The organism is Alcanivorax sp. VBW004 (genome assembly GCF_009718865.1).
Classification (GTDB): Bacteria; Pseudomonadota; Gammaproteobacteria; order Pseudomonadales; family Alcanivoracaceae; genus Alcanivorax.
Genome location: NZ_WNHC01000001.1, coordinates 1995149 through 2016047, shown reverse-complemented (window position 1 = coordinate 2016047; position 20899 = coordinate 1995149). Strand labels below are relative to the sequence as shown.

General features: G+C 57.7%; 21 protein-coding genes. 8 read left to right on the top strand and 13 right to left on the bottom strand.

The annotated features are described in order from the left end of the window. Positions 1 to 260: 260 nt before the first annotated feature. A complete protein-coding gene (gene ffh / locus F1529_RS09255) occupies positions 261 to 1682 on the bottom strand; it encodes a signal recognition particle protein (RefSeq protein ID WP_155134036.1) in 1422 nt (473 codons plus the stop codon). Positions 1683 to 1911: 229 nt separating this feature from the next. Here ffh and F1529_RS09250 point away from each other — a divergent pair, with 229 nt between their 5' ends. Together F1529_RS09250 and F1529_RS09245 are read left to right on the top strand one after the other, a co-directional pair. After that, on the top strand, positions 1912 to 2712 hold the full coding sequence (locus F1529_RS09250) for an inner membrane protein YpjD (protein WP_007149614.1): 801 nt from the start codon (positions 1912 to 1914) through the stop codon (positions 2710 to 2712). A gap of 168 nt (positions 2713 to 2880) precedes the next feature. Then, a complete protein-coding gene (locus F1529_RS09245) occupies positions 2881 to 4149 on the top strand; it encodes an HlyC/CorC family transporter (RefSeq protein WP_007148558.1) in 1269 nt (422 codons plus the stop codon). Positions 4150 to 4295: 146 nt separating this feature from the next. On the opposite strand, the gene rssA is transcribed toward F1529_RS09245, so the two are convergent. From rssA to F1529_RS09225, 4 genes are read right to left on the bottom strand one after another with little or no spacing between them, the layout of a single operon-like run. Further along, positions 4296 to 5225, bottom strand: a complete 930-nt coding sequence (gene rssA / locus F1529_RS09240) for a patatin-like phospholipase RssA (RefSeq protein WP_155134033.1) — start codon at positions 5223 to 5225, stop codon at positions 4296 to 4298. Next, on the bottom strand, positions 5222 to 5431 hold the full coding sequence (locus F1529_RS09235; protein WP_007151189.1) for a DUF1289 domain-containing protein: 210 nt from the start codon (positions 5429 to 5431) through the stop codon (positions 5222 to 5224). The genes rssA and F1529_RS09235 overlap by 4 nt, the downstream gene beginning before the upstream one ends. Further along, the gene (locus F1529_RS09230) at positions 5424 to 5960 is read right to left on the bottom strand and encodes a gamma carbonic anhydrase family protein (protein WP_007149553.1); all 537 of its coding nucleotides are present in this window, start codon (positions 5958 to 5960) and stop codon (positions 5424 to 5426) included. The genes F1529_RS09235 and F1529_RS09230 overlap by 8 nt, the downstream gene beginning before the upstream one ends. 50 nt (positions 5961 to 6010) lie before the next feature. Continuing rightward, positions 6011 to 6586, bottom strand: a complete 576-nt coding sequence (locus F1529_RS09225) for a CoA pyrophosphatase (protein ID WP_039926967.1) — start codon at positions 6584 to 6586, stop codon at positions 6011 to 6013. 322 nt (positions 6587 to 6908) lie between these two features. Between F1529_RS09225 and F1529_RS09220 the strand changes: the two genes are divergently transcribed. The 4 genes from F1529_RS09220 (at position 6909) to F1529_RS09205 (ending at position 9851) form a co-directional block, all read left to right on the top strand. Beyond that, positions 6909 to 7472: a hypothetical protein gene (locus F1529_RS09220; protein ID WP_155134030.1), complete on the top strand. Its 564-nt coding sequence runs from the start codon at positions 6909 to 6911 to the stop codon at positions 7470 to 7472. A 55-nt stretch (positions 7473 to 7527) separates the two neighbouring features. After that, positions 7528 to 8787 (top strand): hypothetical protein, encoded by a 1260-nt coding sequence (locus F1529_RS09215; protein ID WP_155134027.1) that lies wholly within the window; start codon positions 7528 to 7530, stop codon positions 8785 to 8787. A 103-nt stretch (positions 8788 to 8890) separates the two neighbouring features. After that, complete coding sequence (locus F1529_RS09210; protein WP_155134024.1) at positions 8891 to 9457, top strand: hypothetical protein; 567 nt, start codon at positions 8891 to 8893, stop codon at positions 9455 to 9457. Between the two features lie 73 nt (positions 9458 to 9530). After that, entirely contained in the window at positions 9531 to 9851 is a 321-nt protein-coding gene (locus F1529_RS09205) for a hypothetical protein (RefSeq protein WP_155134021.1), read from the top strand. A gap of 74 nt (positions 9852 to 9925) precedes the next feature. On the opposite strand, the gene F1529_RS09200 is transcribed toward F1529_RS09205, so the two are convergent. The 4 genes from F1529_RS09200 to F1529_RS09185 all read right to left on the bottom strand — a co-directional run bounded on the left by F1529_RS09200 (position 9926) and on the right by F1529_RS09185 (position 12306). After that, positions 9926 to 10798: a CsgG/HfaB family protein gene (locus F1529_RS09200; protein ID WP_155134018.1), complete on the bottom strand. Its 873-nt coding sequence runs from the start codon at positions 10796 to 10798 to the stop codon at positions 9926 to 9928. 25 nt (positions 10799 to 10823) lie between these two features. Next, on the bottom strand, positions 10824 to 11225 hold the full coding sequence (locus tag F1529_RS09195; RefSeq protein WP_063520160.1) for a curli assembly protein CsgF: 402 nt from the start codon (positions 11223 to 11225) through the stop codon (positions 10824 to 10826). After that, complete coding sequence (locus F1529_RS09190; protein ID WP_063520161.1) at positions 11225 to 11542, bottom strand: CsgE family curli-type amyloid fiber assembly protein; 318 nt, start codon at positions 11540 to 11542, stop codon at positions 11225 to 11227. The genes F1529_RS09195 and F1529_RS09190 overlap by 1 nt, the downstream gene beginning before the upstream one ends. 89 nt (positions 11543 to 11631) lie before the next feature. Continuing rightward, positions 11632 to 12306, bottom strand: a complete 675-nt coding sequence (locus tag F1529_RS09185; RefSeq protein WP_155134015.1) for a helix-turn-helix transcriptional regulator — start codon at positions 12304 to 12306, stop codon at positions 11632 to 11634. A 320-nt stretch (positions 12307 to 12626) separates the two neighbouring features. On the opposite strand from F1529_RS09185, the gene F1529_RS09180 reads away from it, so the two are divergent. Beyond that, the gene (locus F1529_RS09180) at positions 12627 to 13184 is read left to right on the top strand and encodes an NUDIX hydrolase (RefSeq protein WP_155134012.1); all 558 of its coding nucleotides are present in this window, start codon (positions 12627 to 12629) and stop codon (positions 13182 to 13184) included. A gap of 20 nt (positions 13185 to 13204) precedes the next feature. Here the strand turns inward: F1529_RS09180 and F1529_RS09175 are convergent, their stop codons facing one another. The 4 genes from F1529_RS09175 to purL form a co-directional block, all read right to left on the bottom strand. Beyond that, positions 13205 to 13549: a hypothetical protein gene (locus F1529_RS09175; RefSeq protein ID WP_063520164.1), complete on the bottom strand. Its 345-nt coding sequence runs from the start codon at positions 13547 to 13549 to the stop codon at positions 13205 to 13207. A 24-nt stretch (positions 13550 to 13573) separates the two neighbouring features. Beyond that, positions 13574 to 14287 (bottom strand): PaaI family thioesterase, encoded by a 714-nt coding sequence (locus F1529_RS09170; RefSeq protein WP_155134009.1) that lies wholly within the window; start codon positions 14285 to 14287, stop codon positions 13574 to 13576. Positions 14288 to 14290: 3 nt separating this feature from the next. Next, a complete protein-coding gene (locus tag F1529_RS09165; protein WP_007149182.1) occupies positions 14291 to 14956 on the bottom strand; it encodes a PaaI family thioesterase in 666 nt (221 codons plus the stop codon). Positions 14957 to 15128: 172 nt separating this feature from the next. Next, positions 15129 to 19019, bottom strand: a complete 3891-nt coding sequence (purL, locus tag F1529_RS09160; protein ID WP_155134007.1) for a phosphoribosylformylglycinamidine synthase — start codon at positions 19017 to 19019, stop codon at positions 15129 to 15131. Positions 19020 to 19438: 419 nt separating this feature from the next. Here purL and mltF point away from each other — a divergent pair, with 419 nt between their 5' ends. Continuing rightward, complete coding sequence (mltF, locus tag F1529_RS09155) at positions 19439 to 20842, top strand: membrane-bound lytic murein transglycosylase MltF (protein ID WP_370456991.1); 1404 nt, start codon at positions 19439 to 19441, stop codon at positions 20840 to 20842. Positions 20843 to 20899: the final 57 nt, after the last annotated feature.

Sequence of the window (20899 nt, the reverse complement as noted above, 5' to 3'; positions counted from 1 at the left end):
TACCTTTTTATCAATCCGGTTTCCCGGCCGGACTATCGGGAAAGACAGCCAGACCATCGTATCCGCTTGAAAGCCACCCGTGAAAAGCACGGAGAGGCCGCGAAGGGCGCGAATTATACAGGGAGATGCACCACGCAACAAGCTCCACGCAACACGGTTTCACAGCAGCGACCCCAAACGCAACGCGGGCAGAGAGGTGGAATCCCACCCGCTCTGCCCGCGTTGTTGCGTGAAGCATGCCGCGTGATGCGTGCGCAGCCTCACATCGGCGGCATGCCGCCTGGGCCGCCCATGCCGCCCGGGGGCATGCCGCCACCCGGACCACCCTGGCCGCCACCGCCCATCATGCCTTCCATGCCTCGCATCATGTTCTTCATGCCACCCTTGGTGCGCATCTTCTTCATCATCTTGGCCATCATCTTCTGCTGCTTGATGAGGCGGTTCAGGTCCTGAATCTCCAGGCCGGCACCGGCGACAATGCGTTTCTTCCGGGAGCCCTTAAGCAGATCCGGGTTACGGCGCTCTTTGGGGGTCATGGAATCAATCAGGGCTTCCATGTGCTTCATCTGTTTCATGGCGGCCGGATCCTGGGCCGCTTCCATCATCCCGCCCATGCCCGGCAACTTGTCGAGCAGGCCGGCCATGCCGCCCATATTACGCATCTGCTGGAACTGGTCCTTGAGATCCTCGAAGTCCATCGCCTTGCCTTTCTTGAACTTCTTGGCGATTTTTTCGGCTTTCTTCTTGTCCAGCTTGCGCTCGGCTTCTTCCACCAGGGAGAGCACGTCGCCCATGCCGAGAATCCGGCTGGCGATACGATCCGGGTGAAACGGCTCCAGGGCGTCGGTCTTCTCACCCATACCGATGAACTTGATCGGCTTGCCGGTGAGCTGACGCACAGACAGCGCCGCACCACCGCGGGAATCACCGTCGGCCTTGGTGAGGATCACACCGGTGAGCGGCAGCGCTTCATTAAAGGCCTGGGCGGTGTTGGCCGCATCCTGACCGGTCATGGCGTCCACCACGAACAGGGTTTCCACCGGGCTGATGGCCCCGTGCAGGCGCTTGATCTCGCTCATCATGTCTTCGTCGACATGCAGACGGCCCGCGGTATCGACGATCAGCACGTCCATATAACGACGGCGGGCTTCTTCCAGCGCCGCATTGGCAATATCCACCGGGTCCTGGTCGCCGGTGGACGGGAAGAAGTTGGTCTCCACTTCCCCCGCCAGGGTTTTCAGCTGCTCGATAGCCGCCGGGCGGTAGACGTCAGCGGACACCACCATGACTTTCTTCTTCTCACGCTCCTGCAGGAAACGCGCAAGCTTGGCCACAGAGGTGGTTTTACCGGCACCCTGCAGGCCCGCCATCAGAATAATGGCCGGCGGCTTGGTGGCCAGATCCAGGGCGTCGTTGGCATCGCCCATGGTGTGAACCAGCTCGTCGTTGACGATCTTCACAAACGCCTGGCCCGGGTTCAGGCTCTGCAGCACTTCCTGCCCCAGGGCCTTTTCCTTTACCTGCTCGACAAACTCTTTCACCACCGGCAAGGCCACATCGGCCTCCAGCAGTGCCTTGCGCACTTCGCGCAGGGTGTCGCGGATATTGTCTTCGGTCAGGGAACCCTGACCTGCCAGGCTTTTAAGCGACGATCCCAACCGATCGGTGAGATTCTCGAACATGGGTCTACCTCCAAATGCACCATGTCTGCGGCCGGGCGTGCCTGCCGCAGTGACAGGGGCGCGATTATAGCCCTCCTTGGGCACCAACGTCATGGGCCCCGGCCGCAGTCTTCCCTTTCACGGCACAAAATGAGAATGATTGTTGATAGATAACTGGCGGCTATGCCAGACTTCAGCGGGCTTGGCCCGCCATTTTATGCTGGGCGCCTACTTCGGATAACAACGACTTATGAACTTTTCCGTGATCAACGGCTTCGCGGCGTTTGTTTTGTATCTCGCCGCCTGCCTGATCCTCTATCGGCAATTTCGCGGCCAGACAGTCCCGTCCCGGGCCAGCATTCTGATCCCCGGCACCCTGGCCGTTATCGCCCATGCCGCCAGCCTGTGGCAGGTGATGATCACCACCAGCGGACTGCAACTGGGGCTGTTCCCCGTCGCCTCCGCCGTGGCCATGACCGGGGCCGCCGTGGTCGTCGTGTCCAGCCTGTATCGCCCGTTCGAGTGGATTTCAGCGCTCGTCTATCCCTTTGCCGCGTGCACCATTCCCGCCATGCTGTGGGTCAGCACCGGTTACACCGCCCACCCGCTGGCCCACGGCCTGGGCGTACATGTCCTGTTTTCCATCGTTGCCTACGCCGTGTTGGCCCTGGCCGCCTGCCAGGCGATTCTGCTCTGGATTCAGGACCGTCAACTCAAGAGCGGCCATATCCGTGGCGTCATGCGGCTTTTCCCGCCGATCCAGGTGATGGAATCCATGCTGTTCGAGGCAATCTGGCTGGGCGAAATCCTGCTCACCGTTGCCATCTTCAGCGGCTTCCTCTACGTGGACAATCTGTTTGCCCAACACCTGATGCACAAAACCGTGCTGACCCTGGTGTCCTGGGTGGTGTTCGCCATCCTGCTGGCGGGACGCTACGTCCGTGGCTGGCGAGGGCGTACCGCCATTCGCTTTACGCTCAGCGGTTTTGCCGTATTACTGGTGGCCTTCTTCGGCAGCCAACTGGTTCTGGAATTCATCCTGAAACGCTAACGCGCTTAACGTTAAAAGAGCCCAAACGCGGCCTCCAGCCTTTGAGTGACCCCCAACCCTGGGCCCGCGTTTCAACTTTTAACTTTCAACTCGCTCCTGCTCTCCTTGACACCCTAACCCCCCGGCCCGAACAATAGCGGGCCGACTGGCGGATAAACGATATTTCCTTTGGATACCTACTCTGACGGGTGGCTGATTGGCGCCCTGATTATTCTGATTCTGGCCTCTGCCTTCTTCTCCAGCAGTGAAACCGGCATGGTGGCTATTAACCGCTACCGCCTTCGACATCTTGCCCGTCAGGGACAAAAAGCGGCCAGCCGGGTTGAAGCCCTGCTCAAACGCACGGACCGGCTGCTCTCCGTGATCCTCATCGGCAACAACTTCGTCAATAATTTTGCTGCCACCGTGGCTGCGATTCTGGCGATTCGCTGGCTGGGCGACAGCGGTGCCGCCGTGGCCCCGGTGGTAATCACCATCATCATGCTGGTCTTCGCGGAAATCACGCCAAAGACCTACGCCGCCATGCGCCCGGAGCGAGTCGCGTTTCCTGCCAGCCTGGTGCTCAAGCCGTTGCAGGTACTGTTGGCGCCACTGGTGTGGATGGTTAACGGCGTCAGCAGCATGCTGCTGCGTCTGGGTGGCATTCGCCCCAATGAACAGGACGACGATCACCTGAGCCCGGAAGAGCTTCGCACTGTGGTGAATGAAGCCGGCGGACTGATTCCCGAAAATCACCAGAAAATGCTGCTTAACATCCTCGATCTGGAAACCGTGACCGTGGAGGACATCATGGTCCCGCGTAACGAGATGGTTGGCATTGATCTGGATGACGACATGCACGAAATCCTTACCACCTTGCGCGCCAGCCAACATACCCGGCTGCCGGTCTTCAATGGCGATCCCAACAACATGATCGGCCTGCTGCACCTGCGCAAACTCAGCCGCTTGCTGCTCAAGGAAGACATCAACAAGGCTGAACTGATGCAGTACACGGTGGAGCCCTACTTCGTACCGGAAGCCACCTCCCTGCACCAGCAGCTGATCAACTTCCAGAATGCCAAACGCCGCATCGGCATTGTCGTGGATGAGTATGGCGACGTGCAGGGCCTGGTCACCCTGGAGGATATTCTCGAAGAGATTGTCGGCGAGTTCACCACCGATCTGGCCGCCACCAGCCAGGACATCCACCCCCAGGACGATGGCAGCTTCGTGATCGACGGCTCCTCCACCCTGCGTGACATTAATCGTGCGCTGCACTGGGAGCTGCCCACCGATGGCCCGAAAACCCTGAACGGCCTGATTCTGGAATACCTTCAGGATATCCCCGACGCCAACATTTCGGTGAAAATCGACCAGTACCTGATCGAAATTCTGCAGGTGAAAGACAATATGGTGAAGGCGGTAAGAGCCAGGAAAGCAGAGCAAGTTGACAGTTGATAGTGGACAGCTGACAGCGCCGCATCCCTGGTTATCTTAAAATCCAAACGAAAGAGGCCGCTTCCAAAGCATGGAGGCGGCCTCTTTCGTTTCAATCCAAACCACAGCTTATCGAGACGCTGTCAGCTGCCCACTATCAGCTGTTTTCAAACCCGATCCGCGATCGGCGACCCAACCCAGGCGAGAATATCGGCCTCGTAGCGTTTCACCAACGCACGCCCTTCGGCGATGGCTTCCTTGGCACGGTGAAAATCCATCAGCGCGAAGTCTTCCAGCATTGGCACCAGCGTCACTTCAGGCGGATCGCCAGCCATACGCGAGCGGGTAATGCGGTCCTGCATGATATTGATGCTGGACGCCACCACATCGAAAAAGCCCGGATCCTGACCGTCTCCTGAAGCGAAGTAATCCATCATTTTCTGCCAGATACTGCGCTCTTCAGCGGTGCCTTCTTCTCCCTCTGCCTGGCTGCGGGTGTCCCGGGACAGGTGGGCGCCCACCAACTGGGCATTGAGATTCACCGCGATCACCACATCTGCGCCCATGGCGCGAGCGGCAGAAACAGGAACCGGATTCACCAGGCCACCATCGAGCATCCAGCGCCCCTGCATCTTCACTGGAGAAAACAGCCCCGGCAAGGCACAGGATGCCCGCGCGGCATCCAGCATCCGCCCTTTGGTTATCCAGACTTCACGGCCACTTTTCATGTCTGTGGCCACGGTGACCAGCTTCTTGTCCAGGGTCTCGATTTCCGGGTTTTCATGGTGGTCCTGAAAAAAGCTGAACAGCTTCTCCCCTTTCACCATGCCGCCGGAAAAGCTGATATCCAGCAGACCAAACACATCCTTGACCGTGAGGGATTCCACCCAGTCGGCAAAGGCATTGAGCGTGCCGGTCACATAGGCGCCCCCTACCAATGCGCCAATGGATGTTCCGGCCACCACCTGTGGCTGCACACCGATTTCTTCCAGCGCCTGGATGATCCCGATATGCGCCCAGCCGCGGGCGGAACCACTGCCTAACGCCAACCCGACAACGGGCCGCACCGGCTCCTGGCTACCAATCTGTGTTGTCATGGCTTTTTCTCCTTGCGCACCACACAGGGGGCCGGCTCGCCGTTCATTCGCTGATCAATACGGCGAAACACCTCTCGCTTTTCATCATCCGAGAGCAAGCCCCAGATGGAAATTTCCCCGCCGGTACGGAAGCAGCCCACACAGATATCCTCTTCATCCAGTGCGCAGATCGATACACACGGCGACACCAGTTGCCTGTCAGTCATGGAACCGTTCGTCCACCTCCAGGTGTTGATCGAATTCTTTGGCATGGGCCACGTAATGCATGCTGCCCATGGTCAGCATGGCCTTGTGCCCTTCACCAATTTCCTTCACCACCTTGGCCGGCGATCCCATCACCAGGGAGTTGTCTGGAATTTTCATTCCTTCCGGCACCAGCGAATTGGCGCCGATAATGCAGTTATTGCCAATCACGGCTTTATTGAGCACCACCGCATTGATACCGATAAGGCTGTTATCGCCCACGGTGCAGCCATGCAGCATGACCTTGTGGCCCACGGTCACGTCGCGGCCCAGTTTCATGGGTACGCCCGGGTCCACATGCAGCACAGCACCGTCCTGAATATTGGTGTTTTCGCCGATTTCGATCACATCGTTGTCGGCCCGCAATACCGCGTTGAACCAGATGCTGCTGTTGGCTTCCATGATCACCGAACCAATGACGGTGGCATTGTCTGCAATCCAGTGGCCACTACCACGCTGCTCCAGGCGGCGCTCACCGATCTTGTAAATCATTCGACTCCCCTTTGTTTTCTCTTGCCAGGCAGAGCGTGACCGGCCGAAGGCTAGCCCTTCACCTCAAACTCAATGCCCGCATCATAGACGTGGTTGATCAAATCCAGAATCATGAAGGCCGTCAGGCCCCAAATGCGTTTGTCTTCATAGTAATAGCTGGGAATACGGAACTGGCGACCAAACACATCAATGGGGCTGGACAGCTCCGGAACCTCATCCAGAAAGAACTGCAGGGGCACCTGGAAGATGGTATCGATTTCGCCAGGCTCGGCTTGCAGCTGTGCCTCCGGGCGAACGATGCCCACAAAAGGCGTTACCTTCATACCATACCGGGAAGCCAGCGGAGACAACTGCCCCAATACATCCACGTAATCCGGCGACAATCCCACCTCTTCCTGACTTTCACGCAAGGCTGTCATCAGCAGGTTTTTATCGCCCGGATCCCGCTTTCCACCCGGGAAGGCCACCTCACCGGCATGGGTCGGCATGGAATTGGAACGCACCGTCAGGATGACCCGGGGCTCCGGCACATCGACCAACGGCATCAGAACGGCGGCCTCGGGCAACGCCAGGGGCAATTCTGTGCGTCTGTAATCAGGCAAACGCTGCCTGAGCTGCTCAAGCACACCCTTCTCCAATTCTGAAATTCAAACGGTAGTTTGAACAGCCCGGGCGCCCTGGGCAAGCCTTGTCAAAGCCCATCGCCGACCACCGGTCACAAACTCGCCCTCCTTTCCTGACGCGGCAAGACATTGGCTTACACCAAACGAACTAACTGCCAACAGGCTCTCAAACCCTTGCTCTACAAGCATTCCGCGGTTTTTTCTGAAAACCGCCCGGCCCAAAAACGCAATCTCTCCGCTTTTTATTACCCCACCGACTAGTCACGGCCTGAAAAATTCAGCACCGATGGCGAATGTCACTGCAGGAAAAATCGCGCAAGACTGAGTGCGTGAGGTTCAATTATCAGGGATGAAAATGATGACAGGGCAAACCATAGCCCACCTTGTTCTTGCAGGACTCTTGTTGATTCTGGGAACACAGGCGAACGCTACCGACCTTTCATTTTTCGATGAAATTCCCGCCGGCAATAGCGCGGACATTGCCCAGGACGGTGCGGATCTCAATGCCTCCATAACCCAGCAGGGAAAAAACACCGGCACCCTCCAACAGGAAGGCCTCAGCCATACCGCTTCACTTCAGCAAAAGGGTTACGCCAACCAGGCTGACATCATTCAGCACGGCACGGCGCAACAAGCGGACATCACCCAGCTCGGCTGGGAAAACCTGGCAGTGGTAAGCCAATACGGCACAGGCAACAACGCCTCTCTCTTCCAGAAAGGCAGCCACAACACAATCTCGCTCGATCAAAACGGCGATTACAACCGCGCCACCATTGCCCAATACGGGGTCGGCAATAACGCCGATGTGGCGCAATACGGTAACGCCAACGCTGTTTCGGTTACCCAGATCGGGGCCGGACTCCACGTCTCCATTCAGCAATGGGATTGAAATGGACGACGTTATTTTGCCTAAGACCTAGCCTAAACCTTGAGGAGATACACCCATGAAAACCTTGAAACCGCTTGCCGCTGCCATTCTGGCAACCCTGGCAACTGCATCCTGGGCTGCGAACAATTCAGCCACCACCAACCAGACCGGCGCCGGCAACACCGCCAGCACTGTGCAAAGCAGCACCGACGATGCGGTTGCCACGGTTGATCAAACCGGCAACAACAACAGCGCCGACGTCAGCCAGGCCAACAGCGTCAACATGATGACTGCCGACATCGACACCGTAGGTGACGACAACGCTGCCACCATCACCCAGGATGACAGCTGGTTCGCCACTGCCACGGTTGAGCAGGACGGCACCCTTAACACCGCCACCATCACCCAGGTTGCCATTTCCGACAACACCAATGGCACCATTCAGCAAATCGCAGGTAACGAAGACTCCGTTGCCAGCATCACTCAGACATCCGCCTTCTCCAGCGACGCAACCATCGTTCAAAGTGCCAGCCTGAACGCGGATGCTTCCATCACTCAAACCGGCGTCGACCATCTCGCCAACATCACCCAGAACAATCTGATTGGGTCTACGGCCACGGTTAACCAGTCCAACGTCAACAACACCGCCGACGTGCTGCAGGATGATTCCTGGTTTGCCACCGCTACCGTAGACCAGACCGGTGCAGACAACATTGCCAGCATCAGCCAAGTGGCCATTTCCGACAATGCCACCGCCAGCATCACCCAAAGTGGCGATAACAACAACGGCCTGATCAGCCAGGATTTCTCGTTCAACTCTGACGCAATGATTGATCAGTACGGCACCAACGGCGATGCGGATATCATCCAGGACGAATCCACTAGCAGCTATGCAGAAATCGTTCAGGGTGGCGACGCCAACATTGCACAGGTTGACCAGGGACTGGGCGACCGTAATACCGCCTATGTGAACCAGTCAGGCACAGCCAATGATGCGGAAGTGGACCAATCCGGCTCCGACAACCTGGCTAACGTGGACCAACACGGCAACGCCAACGTAGCAGTGGCACACTCCCACGGCGGCAACAGCGTTATCGATGTGGACCAGCTGGGTGACAACAACCTGGCCAACGTAGAGCAGGACGCCATTTCAGAATACGGCATCGCAACCATTACCCAGCCTGGCTCTGACAACGAAGCCTTTATTACCCAGTTCGGCATTGGCGCCTCAGGCAATGAAAACGTGGCCACCATCCTGCAGGAAGCCACGCTGGACTCAGCCACCATCACCCAGATGGGCGGCGGCGGTAACAACGCCTTTATCCACCAGAACTGATCACCCCGTGATCACGTCGGGGCCACACTGTGGCCCCGACCTCGTTGTGCCCACCCATAATACCAACGCCTAACCCGGGGGCCGGACCCAAGAGGACAATGTCATGGCGCTGCCGCCTGCACTGCGGATGATTTTTCCCGCGCTTATGCTGCCCCCCTGTCTTCTGCTTGCAGACAGCAGCACCCCGCAAATTAAACAACACAGCAATATTAATACCGCCAGCCTCTATCAACAGAGCAGCACCGCCAGCCTTGCAATCATTCGGCAATCCCTAAGCCATGACGCCAATGCCATAATCAGCCAGCAACACAGCCACCGCAATGACGCCAACATTGATCAGACGCAGTCTCATCATAGCGAGGCACGCATATCACAAGACCACACCGATAGCGCCACAGGCAGCATCCAACAGAATCAGTCACCGTCCTCTCGAGCTGATATAGAGCAGTCAAACGGGTCGGATATCGACGCGAGCATCGCACAGTACGGCACGGGTAACGACGCGCTGACAGCGCAGAGTCATATGGACAGCCGGGCATCCATTGAACAGCACAGCCCGCTTCGCGATATCGAGGGAAGCACCGCAACAATCCTGCAATCAGCGGGCAATAGTTCGGGGAAAATCATCCAGTTTGGAGTGGGCAATCATGCAACGGTACATCAGTTCTAATCGGCAACGGTGCCTCGGCACCCTCACCCGCGCAGCGGGGCTTACCCTGTTACTCATCGGAGCAGCGACACCCATGGCCGCCCATTCTTCACCCTGCACTGTGGACATCATTGCCACTGCTGAAAAACAGCAACACCGTTTCCACCTGCTGCTCCAATGCGAGGCAGCCGACAGCAATCTTCATTATGAAATCGGCATTGAGAAAAAAGGGCCCAACGGAAGCAGCCGCACCCGTCAATCCGGTCATCTTTCAGCGCATGCAGGAAAAAATCAGGCTGGGAATATCGCCATCAACATCATGCCAACAGATACCGTTACGGCCACCGCCACCATCCGTCGGGGTGACACGCTAATGGCCAATACCACGAGCATCTTTGCGCCTGGTTCGCTTTAGTCACCAACTCATCGTTCCTAGCAACAGATAGGCAAGTCTGCAGCAATCCGCCCCGGCTAACCGGCGGTGTTTTATTAGCGATCACGCCGGCCAGAGGTTTCTAATGTCTCGCCCCTCAAGGCCAGGCCGTACTGCTGAATCACCTCGGAATCCATATCAGCGGGGTTCTCAAGCTGCCAGTTGCCGTCCATAACCCCCTTGACGATAAGGTGTGCCACTGCGGCTTCGATCGCCAGTTTGACACATTGCTGAACCGGCTCGTTGGTGGTGACCCCGGCTTCGGTTTCCAGTAATTCCTTGAAGTCGATATACCGGTACACACCGACCTGCAGCTCTTTACTATAGATAGTCTTGCGTGTTGAGACCGTGTTGATGATCCGCCCTGTGCGCACATCAACAGCCCGCAGATTCACTGTTACCTGGTCCGTTCGGTATTGCTCCGATGCGCCGACCCCCAGATAACGCGCGCCCAGCCCACCGGTCTTGATATTGGACTCATAGGCAACAATGCCACCCTGAAAAAGAATGTCCGAGGAAAACAGGTCAGGGACATCCGCCACGCGCACGCCTTCCTTCTGGCGCTTTTCTACCACGGCACGGGCAATCTTGCGCTCAGTCAGCAGGTCTTGCAGTCCTTCCCGTTCCAGAGTGAGGAACCAACCAGAGCGATTAAGGGCATCAATAAGAAACGCCGCAGCGCCCTGGGTGACCGCCGTGGAAAATGACGAAGACGGCGCCGGCCGATATTGCCCGGTCAAATCCCGAAAGCTGTATACCGAGGCCATGATTCGACCTTTGGGGGGCGGCATGCTTTCAAGATCCAGAGCCACATCGGATTTTTTCACCAGCTCAGGGGCTTCCGGCTCCAGAGGCGGAGTCACACACCCAACCAACAACAGGATCGGCAAGACCAGCATCACTAGCCCGCAACGGTTGTAACGATTCATCCTTGAGTTTCCCAGCGTAGAGCGTCTAAAAGGTATCAGGGACCAGGCCATCGACCGCAATCTGGGTGACTTCGCCGGTATTGATGTCTTCAATAATGATGGACAACACACCCTGGTCATCGATGATGTTAATAGCAAAATCATCGGTCACGATGCTGCCTTCGTTGCCCGCCCCCACATCCGCCAGCAGCTGGCTCAATAGCCGGGACTGCAACGAGGATGTCAGGCGATCCAGATCAGAAGGCCTTTCATACGCAGACGAAGACGCTTCCGGATCCTTGTAATCGTTTTGCGCCTGGGCATTGCCCAGCAGGTGGGAACCGTTAAGGGGGTTGCCTCCAAAGTTTGGATTGACCGGCTGGTAAATCAGCTCACTGGCCGCAACAGGGCCAGCAACAAGAACAAACAGACAATAAAGCGTTTTCATTAGTAGCCGTCCTTGGCCAGATCAGGGTTGCCTACCAGAGTATCCAGCACTTTCATGCGCCGGACCCTGAATTCAATGGATTGCACCATCTGCTGTACCCGAGCATCTTCCCAGTTGGACGCAAACGACAACACAAAGCGCTCCAGCGTCGTATCGTCCGATTTCACTGTAATAATGCTGCCACTGCGGGCGGAGGGTTGCTCATAAATGCTGATACTGAAAGGCGAGTCGGGAAACAGGTAATGACGTTGATAGGCAAACTGCTGATAAAACCGTTTGCCGATAGGGGTAATCGTCTGATCGACAACCACCCCCATGTCTTTTTCATTCAGGGCGGCCGCTGTCCCGGAAAATGCGAGGAGACTGCAGATGAATGGCACCCACGCCAATCGCAGCCCACACACAGCTACTCTCCGCTCTCTTCCAGGTGGTTCTCATGCACCCAGCGCATCACACCCACCCGATTCTTCACGCCCACCTTCCGGTAAAGGCTTTGCAAATGAGCCTTCACCGTATGCGTACTCAGGCAAAGGGCATCAGCGATTTCATGGTTACTCATGCCACGCACCACATGATCCAGCATCTGCCGTTCACGACTGGTGAGGCTTTCAAAGACATGCCCGCAACTGGTTGGGGTTTTGCGGTGACGGACCAGGTAATCCATGTAACTGCGCGGGAACCAGCTGCGCCCCTTGCAAACCACATCCAGCGCCTTGGAAATAAGGGCGTCGTTGTCCTGCTGATAAATAACGCCTTTAACCACCGGCCAGTTAAGCAGGAAAAAAATATTATCGCCCCGATCAGCATTAACTAGGATAACCCTGCAAAGGGGCATATTTTCCTGGACACGGCCAAGCAACTTTTCCATTTCCGGAGTCGAAAAGTCCAGCACATTAATAAGCACCAGATCATCCTGGATATGATCACAAAAGAGATCATCACGGCTGATTGCGGTGCAGGATACGCCTCGCTGGTTCTCAATGGATTTTGCTAAAAGCCGGATTGCAAGATTGTTGCAATGTGAAACCACCAAATAGGTTTTGCTTTCGTCACGCGCCCCGTGCGCCATCGACACATCCATATCAATGTCCCTTTCCCCAAGTTCATGGCCAATGGACCACGAAATATCGCTCCCTTCACGTTACCAACACAGACATTATCAACCTGGTCTGTCGGCAGGCTGGCATCTGCCAACCGGGATCGTTAGTCTATGTCCACCATTTTCCAGTAGCACTAGTTCTATCGGCTATATTTTAAAATATGTAAAATGGTGATGTTTGTCACAAAAAATATCACTTTATTTTTATATTCACTATTGCCATATCATTCATACCCAAAGTGGGCAATTACCTTTGTGGCGTTATTTTGGGGGCTTTTCATACCGCTTATAGTGAGTTTTCCATGAAATTCTGTAGCCATTGCGGCAATCCCAACCTGCAATTCAGTATTCCGGAAGGAGATAATCGCCCCCGTTACTGGTGCCCGGATTGCGAAACGATCCATTACCAGAATCCCAAGATCGTGGTGGGCGCCGTGCCAATATGGGAAGGAAAAGTGCTGCTCTGCAAGCGGGCCATCGAACCGCGCAAAGGCTATTGGACGCTACCTGCTGGCTACATGGAAAACGGCGAAACCCTGCAGGAAGGCGCGGCCAGAGAGACATGGGAAGAAGCCTGCGCCACGGTGGCCATCGGCGACCTGTATACGGTTTTCAACCTGCCCCACATTAATCAGGTATACGTCTTCTTTCTGGGGGACGTGGAAGACGGCAAATACGGCGTCGGCGAAGAGAGCAGTGACGCAGGCCTGTTTGCTCTGGATGACATCCCCTGGGATGAGCTGGCCTTCCCCACCATCGGGCGCACGCTGCGGTTTTATATTGATGACCTCGCCCGCAACGATTTTCCCGTGCGCACTCAGGACATCCAGCCGCTCAAGCGTCGCCCGAAAGACGAATAAGCGAAGCCCGGCAGCGACTCTCAGTGCGTACCCGGCAGCGGCTCCAGCTTCCACAAATCGATGGCAGGTTCTTCATAGGGGTGCGACAGGCGTAACGCACTGATGACCGCTTGCAGGCACGCGCCCAGGCAAAGCGTCTCCACCCGATACTCTTCCACCACCTCCACCTGGTCATGCTGACCGAGAAAGGGCTGGCTCCCTGACAGGGGCCGGAACTGCCCCTGGCCCAGCGTCTGAAAGCTGCAATGATCATAATCGCCCAGGTGCCCGGCACCGGCCTCGAAAATGGCCGTTTTCACCTGTTCCACATGGCTCACGGGCACGTAAAAGCACAACTTGTAATGTTGATCACTGGCTTCTGTCATTCTTGCCTCCCGGTGCGTTGAACGTTACGACGCCACCCCGGTATCCGACGGTAGCGCAGACGCGAATTCCGGTTTCAACGCATACTCACCATGGGCCGAAATCCAGATCCCTTCTGCCGAAACCGTTTGCTCACCGTTCACCCAGACACGGCCTTCACAGCGTAATTTGCGGCGTTCCAGCGAAACCAGCCGGGCTTCGAAATCCACCGGCGTGTTCAACGGCGTGGCCGCCAGATAGCGGATATTCAAAGTGCCAGTCATACCGATCTGGCGGACATAATCCTGCGTCTTGGCCATCAGCATATCCAATGCCAGGGCCAGCACGCCACCGTGCACCCGCCCGGGCGGCCCCTGAAACACCGAGCCAAACGTGGCCCGGCCACGAATACGGTCACCATCGATCCACAATTCCAGTGGCGGCGAAAGAGGCGAGGCTTTACCGGTAAGAATTTCAAAATCCACCAGGTCGGTCACGTCATCGCCACTGCCCTGCCCGGCCAGCAGTCGCTGCAAAATCTCGCTGTAATCGCGCTGCCCTTCCTGCTGCAATGCCTGACGCAACTGCTGCACCTGGGCGATATAGTCCTGCAATTTATCCTGCGACGCATCCAGCCTCAGCACCTGTTCGGTAAGGCCAGCCAACTCTTTGCCCAGCTGACGATGCAACTGTGCCCGGGTTGAAGGTTCCGGCGTTTCCGCCACACGAATATCGCGAAAATGGTAGGTGGTTTCCGTCATCGATTACCCCAGACTCTTGGGTGTCAGCCAGACACCTTCTGCGCTGACGGTCTGGGTGTCCCCGTGCCAGATGCCGCCCTCTACAAAAATTTTCCGCCCTTCCTGGCCGGTAATGTGCGCCCGACATTCAATCGGCGCTTCTATCGGTGTCGCGGCCAAATAACGAATATTCAGCGTACCGGTGACGCCCAAACGAAACGCGGCATGCAGCGCACGGGAGAGCCCCGCATCCAGCAGCCAGGCGATCACCCCGCCGTGCACCCGTCCCGGCGGCCCCTGATACTGAAGCCCCAGGCTGACTTCTCCACGGATACCATCCTGATCTTCATGCAGCCACTGCACCTGAGGAGCGATCGGGTTGGACGGGCCGCCCACCGGGTCGTAGTCCATCATGTGATAGATATCGTCCGCGGTGGCCTTGCCGGTAAACAGTTTTCGATTCGCTTCACGGGTATCACGACGTTCCGGTATGCCCACTGTCTCCACCATGGCTTCCAGTTGCGCTGCCCAACCGGCGAGGGTTGCTTCATCCGCTTCTGCACGAATCAACCGCTCGGCCAGTAATTGCATGGCCGCACTGATACGGCGGCGCTGTGCAAAATCACTGGGCACAGGCTCGGTTTTATAGGCCTTTTGCAACTCAAAAGGCCCGAAGGTTTTTTCAGACACAGATCACCAATGAATAATTAATAACGAAAGGATTCAAACAATCGTTTGATTTTGAGGGGAGAGACTCTGTAGCTCAAGCTCATAAAAGGACATAAAAAAGGCGGAAATGGCCACCCCATTTCCGCCTTTATGTTTCGTTATTAATTATGAGTTATTCATTATTAATTGCTGTTCACCCCACCCACTTGCGGGCGTTGGCAAACATCCGCAACCAGGGGCCATTCTCGTGGCCACGCCAGTCGTCCGGAATCCAGCTGTTCTGCAACACCCGGAACACCCGCTCCGGGTGCGGCATCATGATGGTGACACGCCCGTCAGTGGTAGTAAAACCGGTTACCCCCTGCGGAGAGCCATTGGGGTTGGCCGGGTACTGTTCGGCCGGATTACCCAGGCCGTCCACATAACGCAGGCTCACCAGGCGTTGCTCGATATTGCGGTTCAGGGCGTCATCCGCCAGCTCCACTCGGCCTTCCCCGTGAGCCACGGCAATCGGGATGCGCGTGCCAGCCATGTCTTTCAACAAGATGGACGGGGAATCCTGCACTTCCACCAGGGAAGTACGCGCCTCAAACTGCTCAGACAGGTTACGCACAAAACGCGGCCAGTGTTCCGCACCGGGAATCAGGTCTTTCAAATGCGACAGCATCTGGCAGCCGTTACAGACCCCCAGCGCAAAGGTGTCTTCACGGAAGAAGAAACGGTTAAACGCTTCGCGCATTGCGTCGTTATAGAGCACGGTCTTGGCCCAGCCACCGCCGGCACCCAGCACGTCCCCGTAGGAGAAACCGCCACAGGCCACCAGCCCCTTGAAGTCATCCAGTTTCACACGGCCTTCGAGCAAATCACTCATGTGCACATCAACGGCGGAGAAGCCGACGCGATCAAACGCCGCCGCCATTTCTGTCTGACCATTAACGCCCTGCTCGCGCAGGATGGCCATTTGCGGCTTGCTGCCAGTATTGATGAACGGCGCCGCCGGATTTTCCGTCATATCAAAGGTCAACCGCACATTCAGGCCCGGGCCATTACTGTGCGGAATCGCATCGAATTCCTGACGGGCACAGTCCGGGTTATCCCGCAGGGACTGCACCTGATAACTGGTTTCCGCCCAGATACGCTGCAATTCACGGCGCGGGGTTTCCAGCAGAATTCCGCCCCCCAAACGCAGGCGAATCACATCGTCACCATCCGGTTGCCCCAAACGGTGAACGCACTGCCCGAGACCCGCTTCGGCATAACGAGCAACCACTTCTTCCGCCTGGGATTTTTCCACCTGCAACACCGCGCCCAGCTCTTCGGTAAACAACGCCGCGATGGCTTCCGGGGTATCGCCGGCCAAGTGATCCAGGGAAATATCCAGCCCCGTACGAGCAGCAAAGGCCATTTCCACCAGGCTGGTGAACAGACCGCCGTCGGAGCGGTCGTGGTACGCCAACAGTTTGCGTTCGGCCAGCAACTGCTGGGTCACCTCGAAGAAAGCGATCAGGTCTTTGGCATCGTCCAGGTCCGGTGCGATATCACCGACCTTACCGTACACCTGCGCCAGTGCGGAGCCGGCCATGCGGTTCTGACCACGGCCCAGGTCCAGCAGCAGCAGTTCGCTGTCCACACCGGTTTTCAGCTCCGGGGTCACCGTCAGGTCGATGTCGGTCACCGTAGAGAAGGCAGAAATCACCAGCGACATGGGCGCGGTGACGCTTTTATCGATACCCTTGTCGTTCCAGACCGTACGCATGGACAACGAATCCTTGCCCACCGGAATGGCGATACCCAGCTTCGGACACAGGTCCATGCCCACCGCTTTCACCGCATCGAACAGAGCCTGGTCTTCACCCGGGTGACCCGCCGCAGCCATCCAGTTGGCCGACATGCTGATCTGGCCCAGATCGCCCAGATGGGCGCCGGCAATATTGGTGATTGATTCAGCCACCGCCATCCGCCCGGACGCCGCTGCGTCCACCAGTGCCACCGGGGTACGCTCCCCCATGGCCATGGCTTCGCCGGTGGTTTTGTTTTCTGCGTTGGGGTTAAAGCCGGTAGCGGTCACCGCGCAATCGGCCACCGGCACCTGCCAGGGGCCAACCATCTGGTCCCGGTGCACCAGCCCGGTAATGGAGCGGTCACCAATGGTAATCAGGAAGCTCTTGGAGGCCACGGACGGCAGGCGCATCACCCGCTCACCGGCTTCTTTCAGGTCGATACCCTCGGTGGTGAACGCCTGACGCACAAAATCTTCGCGCTCGAAGCTGCGCAGCATTTTCGGCGGTTTGCCGAACAGCAGATCCATGGGCAGATCCACCGGCGCCTTGCCGAAATGCTCATCGCTCACGGTCAGGTGCTCGGCATCGGTGGCTTCGCCCAGTACGGCGTAGGGGGTGCGCTCACGCTGACAGATGGCGTCGAAGTCCGGCACATCGTCTGGCATCACGGCCAGCACATAACGTTCCTGGGCTTCATTACACCAGATTTCCACCGGGCTCATGCCGGGCTCGGAACTGGGCACTTTGCGCAGCTCCAGCTGGGCGCCCATATCATGATCGTGGACCAGCTCCGGCAAGGCGTTGGACAAACCGCCGGCGCCCACATCGTGGATGGATACGATCGGGTTATCGTCCCCGCGGGCCCAGCAGCGATCGATCACTTCCTGCACCCGACGTTCAATCTCCGGGTTCTCACGCTGCACGGAAGCAAAATCCAGCGCTTCCGCAGACTGGCCGGAGGCCATGGAACTGGCTGCCCCGCCGCCCAGCCCAATCAGCATGGCCGGGCCACCCAGCACAATAATCTTGGCGCCGGCGGGAATCGGATTCTTTTCCACATGGCCATCACGGATGTTGCCCAGACCACCGGCAATCATGATCGGCTTGTGGTAACCGCGCATCTCGTCACCGTTCACACCCGGTGCATTAATTTCCAGGGTACGGAAGTAACCGCACAGGTTGGGGCGACCAAATTCGTTATTGAAGGCAGCAGCGCCAATCGGCCCTTCGATCATGATGTCCAGCGCGGAGGCGATACGCCCGGGTTTACCGTAGGGCTGCTCCCAGGGCTGGCCAAAACCAGGAATGTTCAGATTAGACACGGAAAAACCGTTCAGCCCGGCCTTGGGCTTGGAACCACGCCCGGTGGCGCCTTCGTCACGGATTTCACCACCGGAACCGGTGGCGGCCCCCGGATGCGGCGCAATCGCCGTGGGGTGGTTATGGGTTTCCACCTTCATCAGCATATGCACCGGTTCGTTCACGAACTGATACTGCTGACTGCCCGGCACGGGGAAAAAGCGATCAGCCACCGGACCGGCCACTACCGACGAGTTATCGCTGTAAGCGCTTAGCACCCCTTCCGGCGCATGCTTGTAGGTATTGCGGATCATCCCGAACAGGCTCAGATCCTGCGCTTCGCCATCGATGGTCCAGTCCGCGTTGAAAATCTTGTGGCGGCAGTGCTCGGAGTTGGCCTGGGCAAACATCATCAATTCCGCATCGGACGGGTTACGCCCCAACGCAATGAACTGTTCCACCAGGTATTCAATCTCATCCGCCGCCAGGGCCAGACCCAGCTCACCATTGGCCGCTTCCAGCGCCCCACGGCCACCGCCGAGAATATCCACGGTGGTCAGTTCACGGGGCTGGTGATGGGTAAACAAGGCCTCGGCATCATCCAGCTCCGGCAGCACCACCTCGACCATCCGGTCGTGCAGGGCGGCAGCCAGAGCGTCGCGATCGCCGCCTCCGTCCAGGCGATATTCAATCCCGCGCTCGATCCGCTCCACCTGGGTGAGGCCGGCGTTATGACAAATATCCGTCGCCTTGGATGACCAGGGCGAAATGGTACCCGGGCGCGGCACCACTACGAAACGCTGCCCCTCAACCCGGGCTTCTTCAACACTGGGGCCATACTCGAGCAGGCCTTCCAGCACCTGTTGCTGCGAGGCGTTCAGCGGCGCAGACAGCTCCACAAAATGCACATAGCGCGCCGACAGGGCCGATACGCCGTTCAGGGACTCAAGCAGTTTTTCCTTACGAAATGCGGACAGGGCCGGGCTTCCGGAGAGGATCAGCATAGTGCGCCTTATATGATTACCAATGGGGATTGAGGGGTGCCAGATGTTCAGGGCATTTATTCAGGTTGGCAATGATACGGGATTTGCTCGCCGCTCGCAGCCTCTCAAGCCGCCGATTTACTCCGCAATTTGCGCCCGGCGCAGGCCCGCTGGCCCTGTCATCAGGCAGTAGCAAAACGCCTACGAATGACGCCTGATACGCAATTTAATGCTCTTTTCCTGACTTTTAAAAATTGTGCAAAAAAGGAGCAATTGTTCGACAAAGCTTTACAGAACAGCCATTTGCCGATGATAGAGTTGCGCCGCAATTTCGTGATATAGATCACAAGTAAGGAACAATAGCGAAGGCATAGGGCCTTCCACCGGTCGGCGGTAAGCAGTATCGACCTGTCTGGACAACCTGACAGAGGTACCACCAAGTGACGGTATTCTTTCGACACAGCAAGCATTTGCTCGCCCCGCTGGCGCTGTTCAGCGTACTGGGGCTAATGCTGGCCATGCGTCCCACTCCCTCTGCCATGGAGCGCGTTATCGCCCGTGGCGAGCTGGTAGTGCTAACCCGCCCGTCCAACACGACCTATTATGAAGATCAGCACGGCTTCACCGGCATGGAATACGAACTCGCCAAAGGGTTCGCTGACAGCCTGGGGGTAGAGCTGCGCATCCTCGAATCCGACGACCTCTCCTACATCCGTTACGCTATCCGCAAGGGCACGGCAGACATTGCAGCCGCTGGCCTGGTCGCCACCGCAGAGCGCAGCGAAAGCCTGCGCTTCAGCACTCGCTACCAGAATATCGACACCCTGCTGGTACGCCGCCTGAGCAGCCCGCGAATTAGCGATCTGAGCGAGCTGAACGACCAAAAAGTGGCAGTGAGCGCCGGCTCCAGCCACGCCGAGCTGCTGATCAAGGCACAGCTGGACAATCCCGAGCTTGAATTCCGGGAAGTGGAAAACGCCACCCCGGAGCAGCTGCTGGCGCTGGTGGAAGACGGTCAGGTCGACTACACCCTGATCAATTCCAACAGTTACGCCCTGCAGCGTGCGCTGTGGCCCGACCTGATTGCCGATTACACCGTGGCCACCGATATGCCGCTGGCCTGGGCCTTCAACCCGAAAGATGACAAAAGCCTGTATATGGCAGCGCAGCGCTACCTGACCCAGGCCAAGGCCGACGGCACCACCGCCAAGCTGGAAGACCGCTTCTACGGGCATGTGGAACAGTTCAACCTGTACGCCGCGCGCAGCTTTATGCGCCACCTAGACGACCGTCTGCCGCTGTATGAAGGGTTGTTCAAGGAAGCCGAGGACAACAGTGGCTTTGACTGGCGCCTGCTGGCTGCCCTCGCCTACCAGGAATCCCTGTGGGATCCCCAGGCCATCTCCCCCACCGGGGTCAAGGGCCTGATGATGCTCACCAACGATACCGCTCGCCAGATGGGTATCAGTGATCGCACCGACCCGTCACAGAGCATCAGTGCCGGCGCCGCCTACCTTCGCCGCACCCATGCGCGGATTCCCGACCGCATTCCCGAGCCAAGCCGCACCTGGATGGCGCTGGCCGCCTACAACGTGGGCTTTGGCCACCTGGAAGATGCCCGCGTGCTGACCCAGCGCCAGGGCGGCGACCCGGACAACTGGCAGGATGTGAAACAGCGCCTGCCGCTGCTGGCCAAATCCGCCTACGCAGACCAGCTTCGCTACGGCAATGCCCGGGGCGGTCAGGCAGTGGTGTACGTCCGCCATATTCGCCGCTACTACGATCTTCTGGTGTGGGCGGAAAACTCCCGCCGCCGCGATGGCACGCTCATCGCTCTGAATTAACAGACAGCAGCGAGACGCGAGTGACGCCCCCGCCGGGTTCTGCGCCTCGAAACTCGC

Bases quoted from the DNA above. Each gene is read 5' to 3' on its own strand.
- F1529_RS09215 (WP_155134027.1), top strand. From the start codon at position 7,528: ATGAAAACCTTGAAACCGCTTGCCGCTGCCATTCTGGCAACCCTGGCA.
- F1529_RS09175 (WP_063520164.1), bottom strand. From the start codon at position 13,549: ATGACAGAAGCCAGTGATCAACATTACAAGTTGTGCTTTTACGTGCCC.
- F1529_RS09210 (WP_155134024.1), top strand. From the start codon at position 8,891: ATGGCGCTGCCGCCTGCACTGCGGATGATTTTTCCCGCGCTTATGCTG.
- F1529_RS09190 (WP_063520161.1), bottom strand. From the start codon at position 11,542: ATGGGGGTGGTTGTCGATCAGACGATTACCCCTATCGGCAAACGGTTT.
- F1529_RS09170 (WP_155134009.1), bottom strand. From the start codon at position 14,287: ATGACGGAAACCACCTACCATTTTCGCGATATTCGTGTGGCGGAAACG.
- F1529_RS09250 (WP_007149614.1), top strand. From the start codon at position 1,912: ATGAACTTTTCCGTGATCAACGGCTTCGCGGCGTTTGTTTTGTATCTC.
- purL (WP_155134007.1), bottom strand. From the start codon at position 19,019: ATGCTGATCCTCTCCGGAAGCCCGGCCCTGTCCGCATTTCGTAAGGAA.
- F1529_RS09180 (WP_155134012.1), top strand. From the start codon at position 12,627: ATGAAATTCTGTAGCCATTGCGGCAATCCCAACCTGCAATTCAGTATT.
- F1529_RS09200 (WP_155134018.1), bottom strand. From the start codon at position 10,798: ATGAATCGTTACAACCGTTGCGGGCTAGTGATGCTGGTCTTGCCGATC.
- F1529_RS09230 (WP_007149553.1), bottom strand. From the start codon at position 5,960: ATGATTTACAAGATCGGTGAGCGCCGCCTGGAGCAGCGTGGTAGTGGC.
- F1529_RS09185 (WP_155134015.1), bottom strand. From the start codon at position 12,306: ATGGATGTGTCGATGGCGCACGGGGCGCGTGACGAAAGCAAAACCTAT.
- F1529_RS09235 (WP_007151189.1), bottom strand. From the start codon at position 5,431: ATGACTGACAGGCAACTGGTGTCGCCGTGTGTATCGATCTGCGCACTG.
- ffh (WP_155134036.1), bottom strand. From the start codon at position 1,682: ATGTTCGAGAATCTCACCGATCGGTTGGGATCGTCGCTTAAAAGCCTG.
- rssA (WP_155134033.1), bottom strand. From the start codon at position 5,225: ATGACAACACAGATTGGTAGCCAGGAGCCGGTGCGGCCCGTTGTCGGG.
- F1529_RS09205 (WP_155134021.1), top strand. From the start codon at position 9,531: ATGGCCGCCCATTCTTCACCCTGCACTGTGGACATCATTGCCACTGCT.
- F1529_RS09195 (WP_063520160.1), bottom strand. From the start codon at position 11,225: ATGAAAACGCTTTATTGTCTGTTTGTTCTTGTTGCTGGCCCTGTTGCG.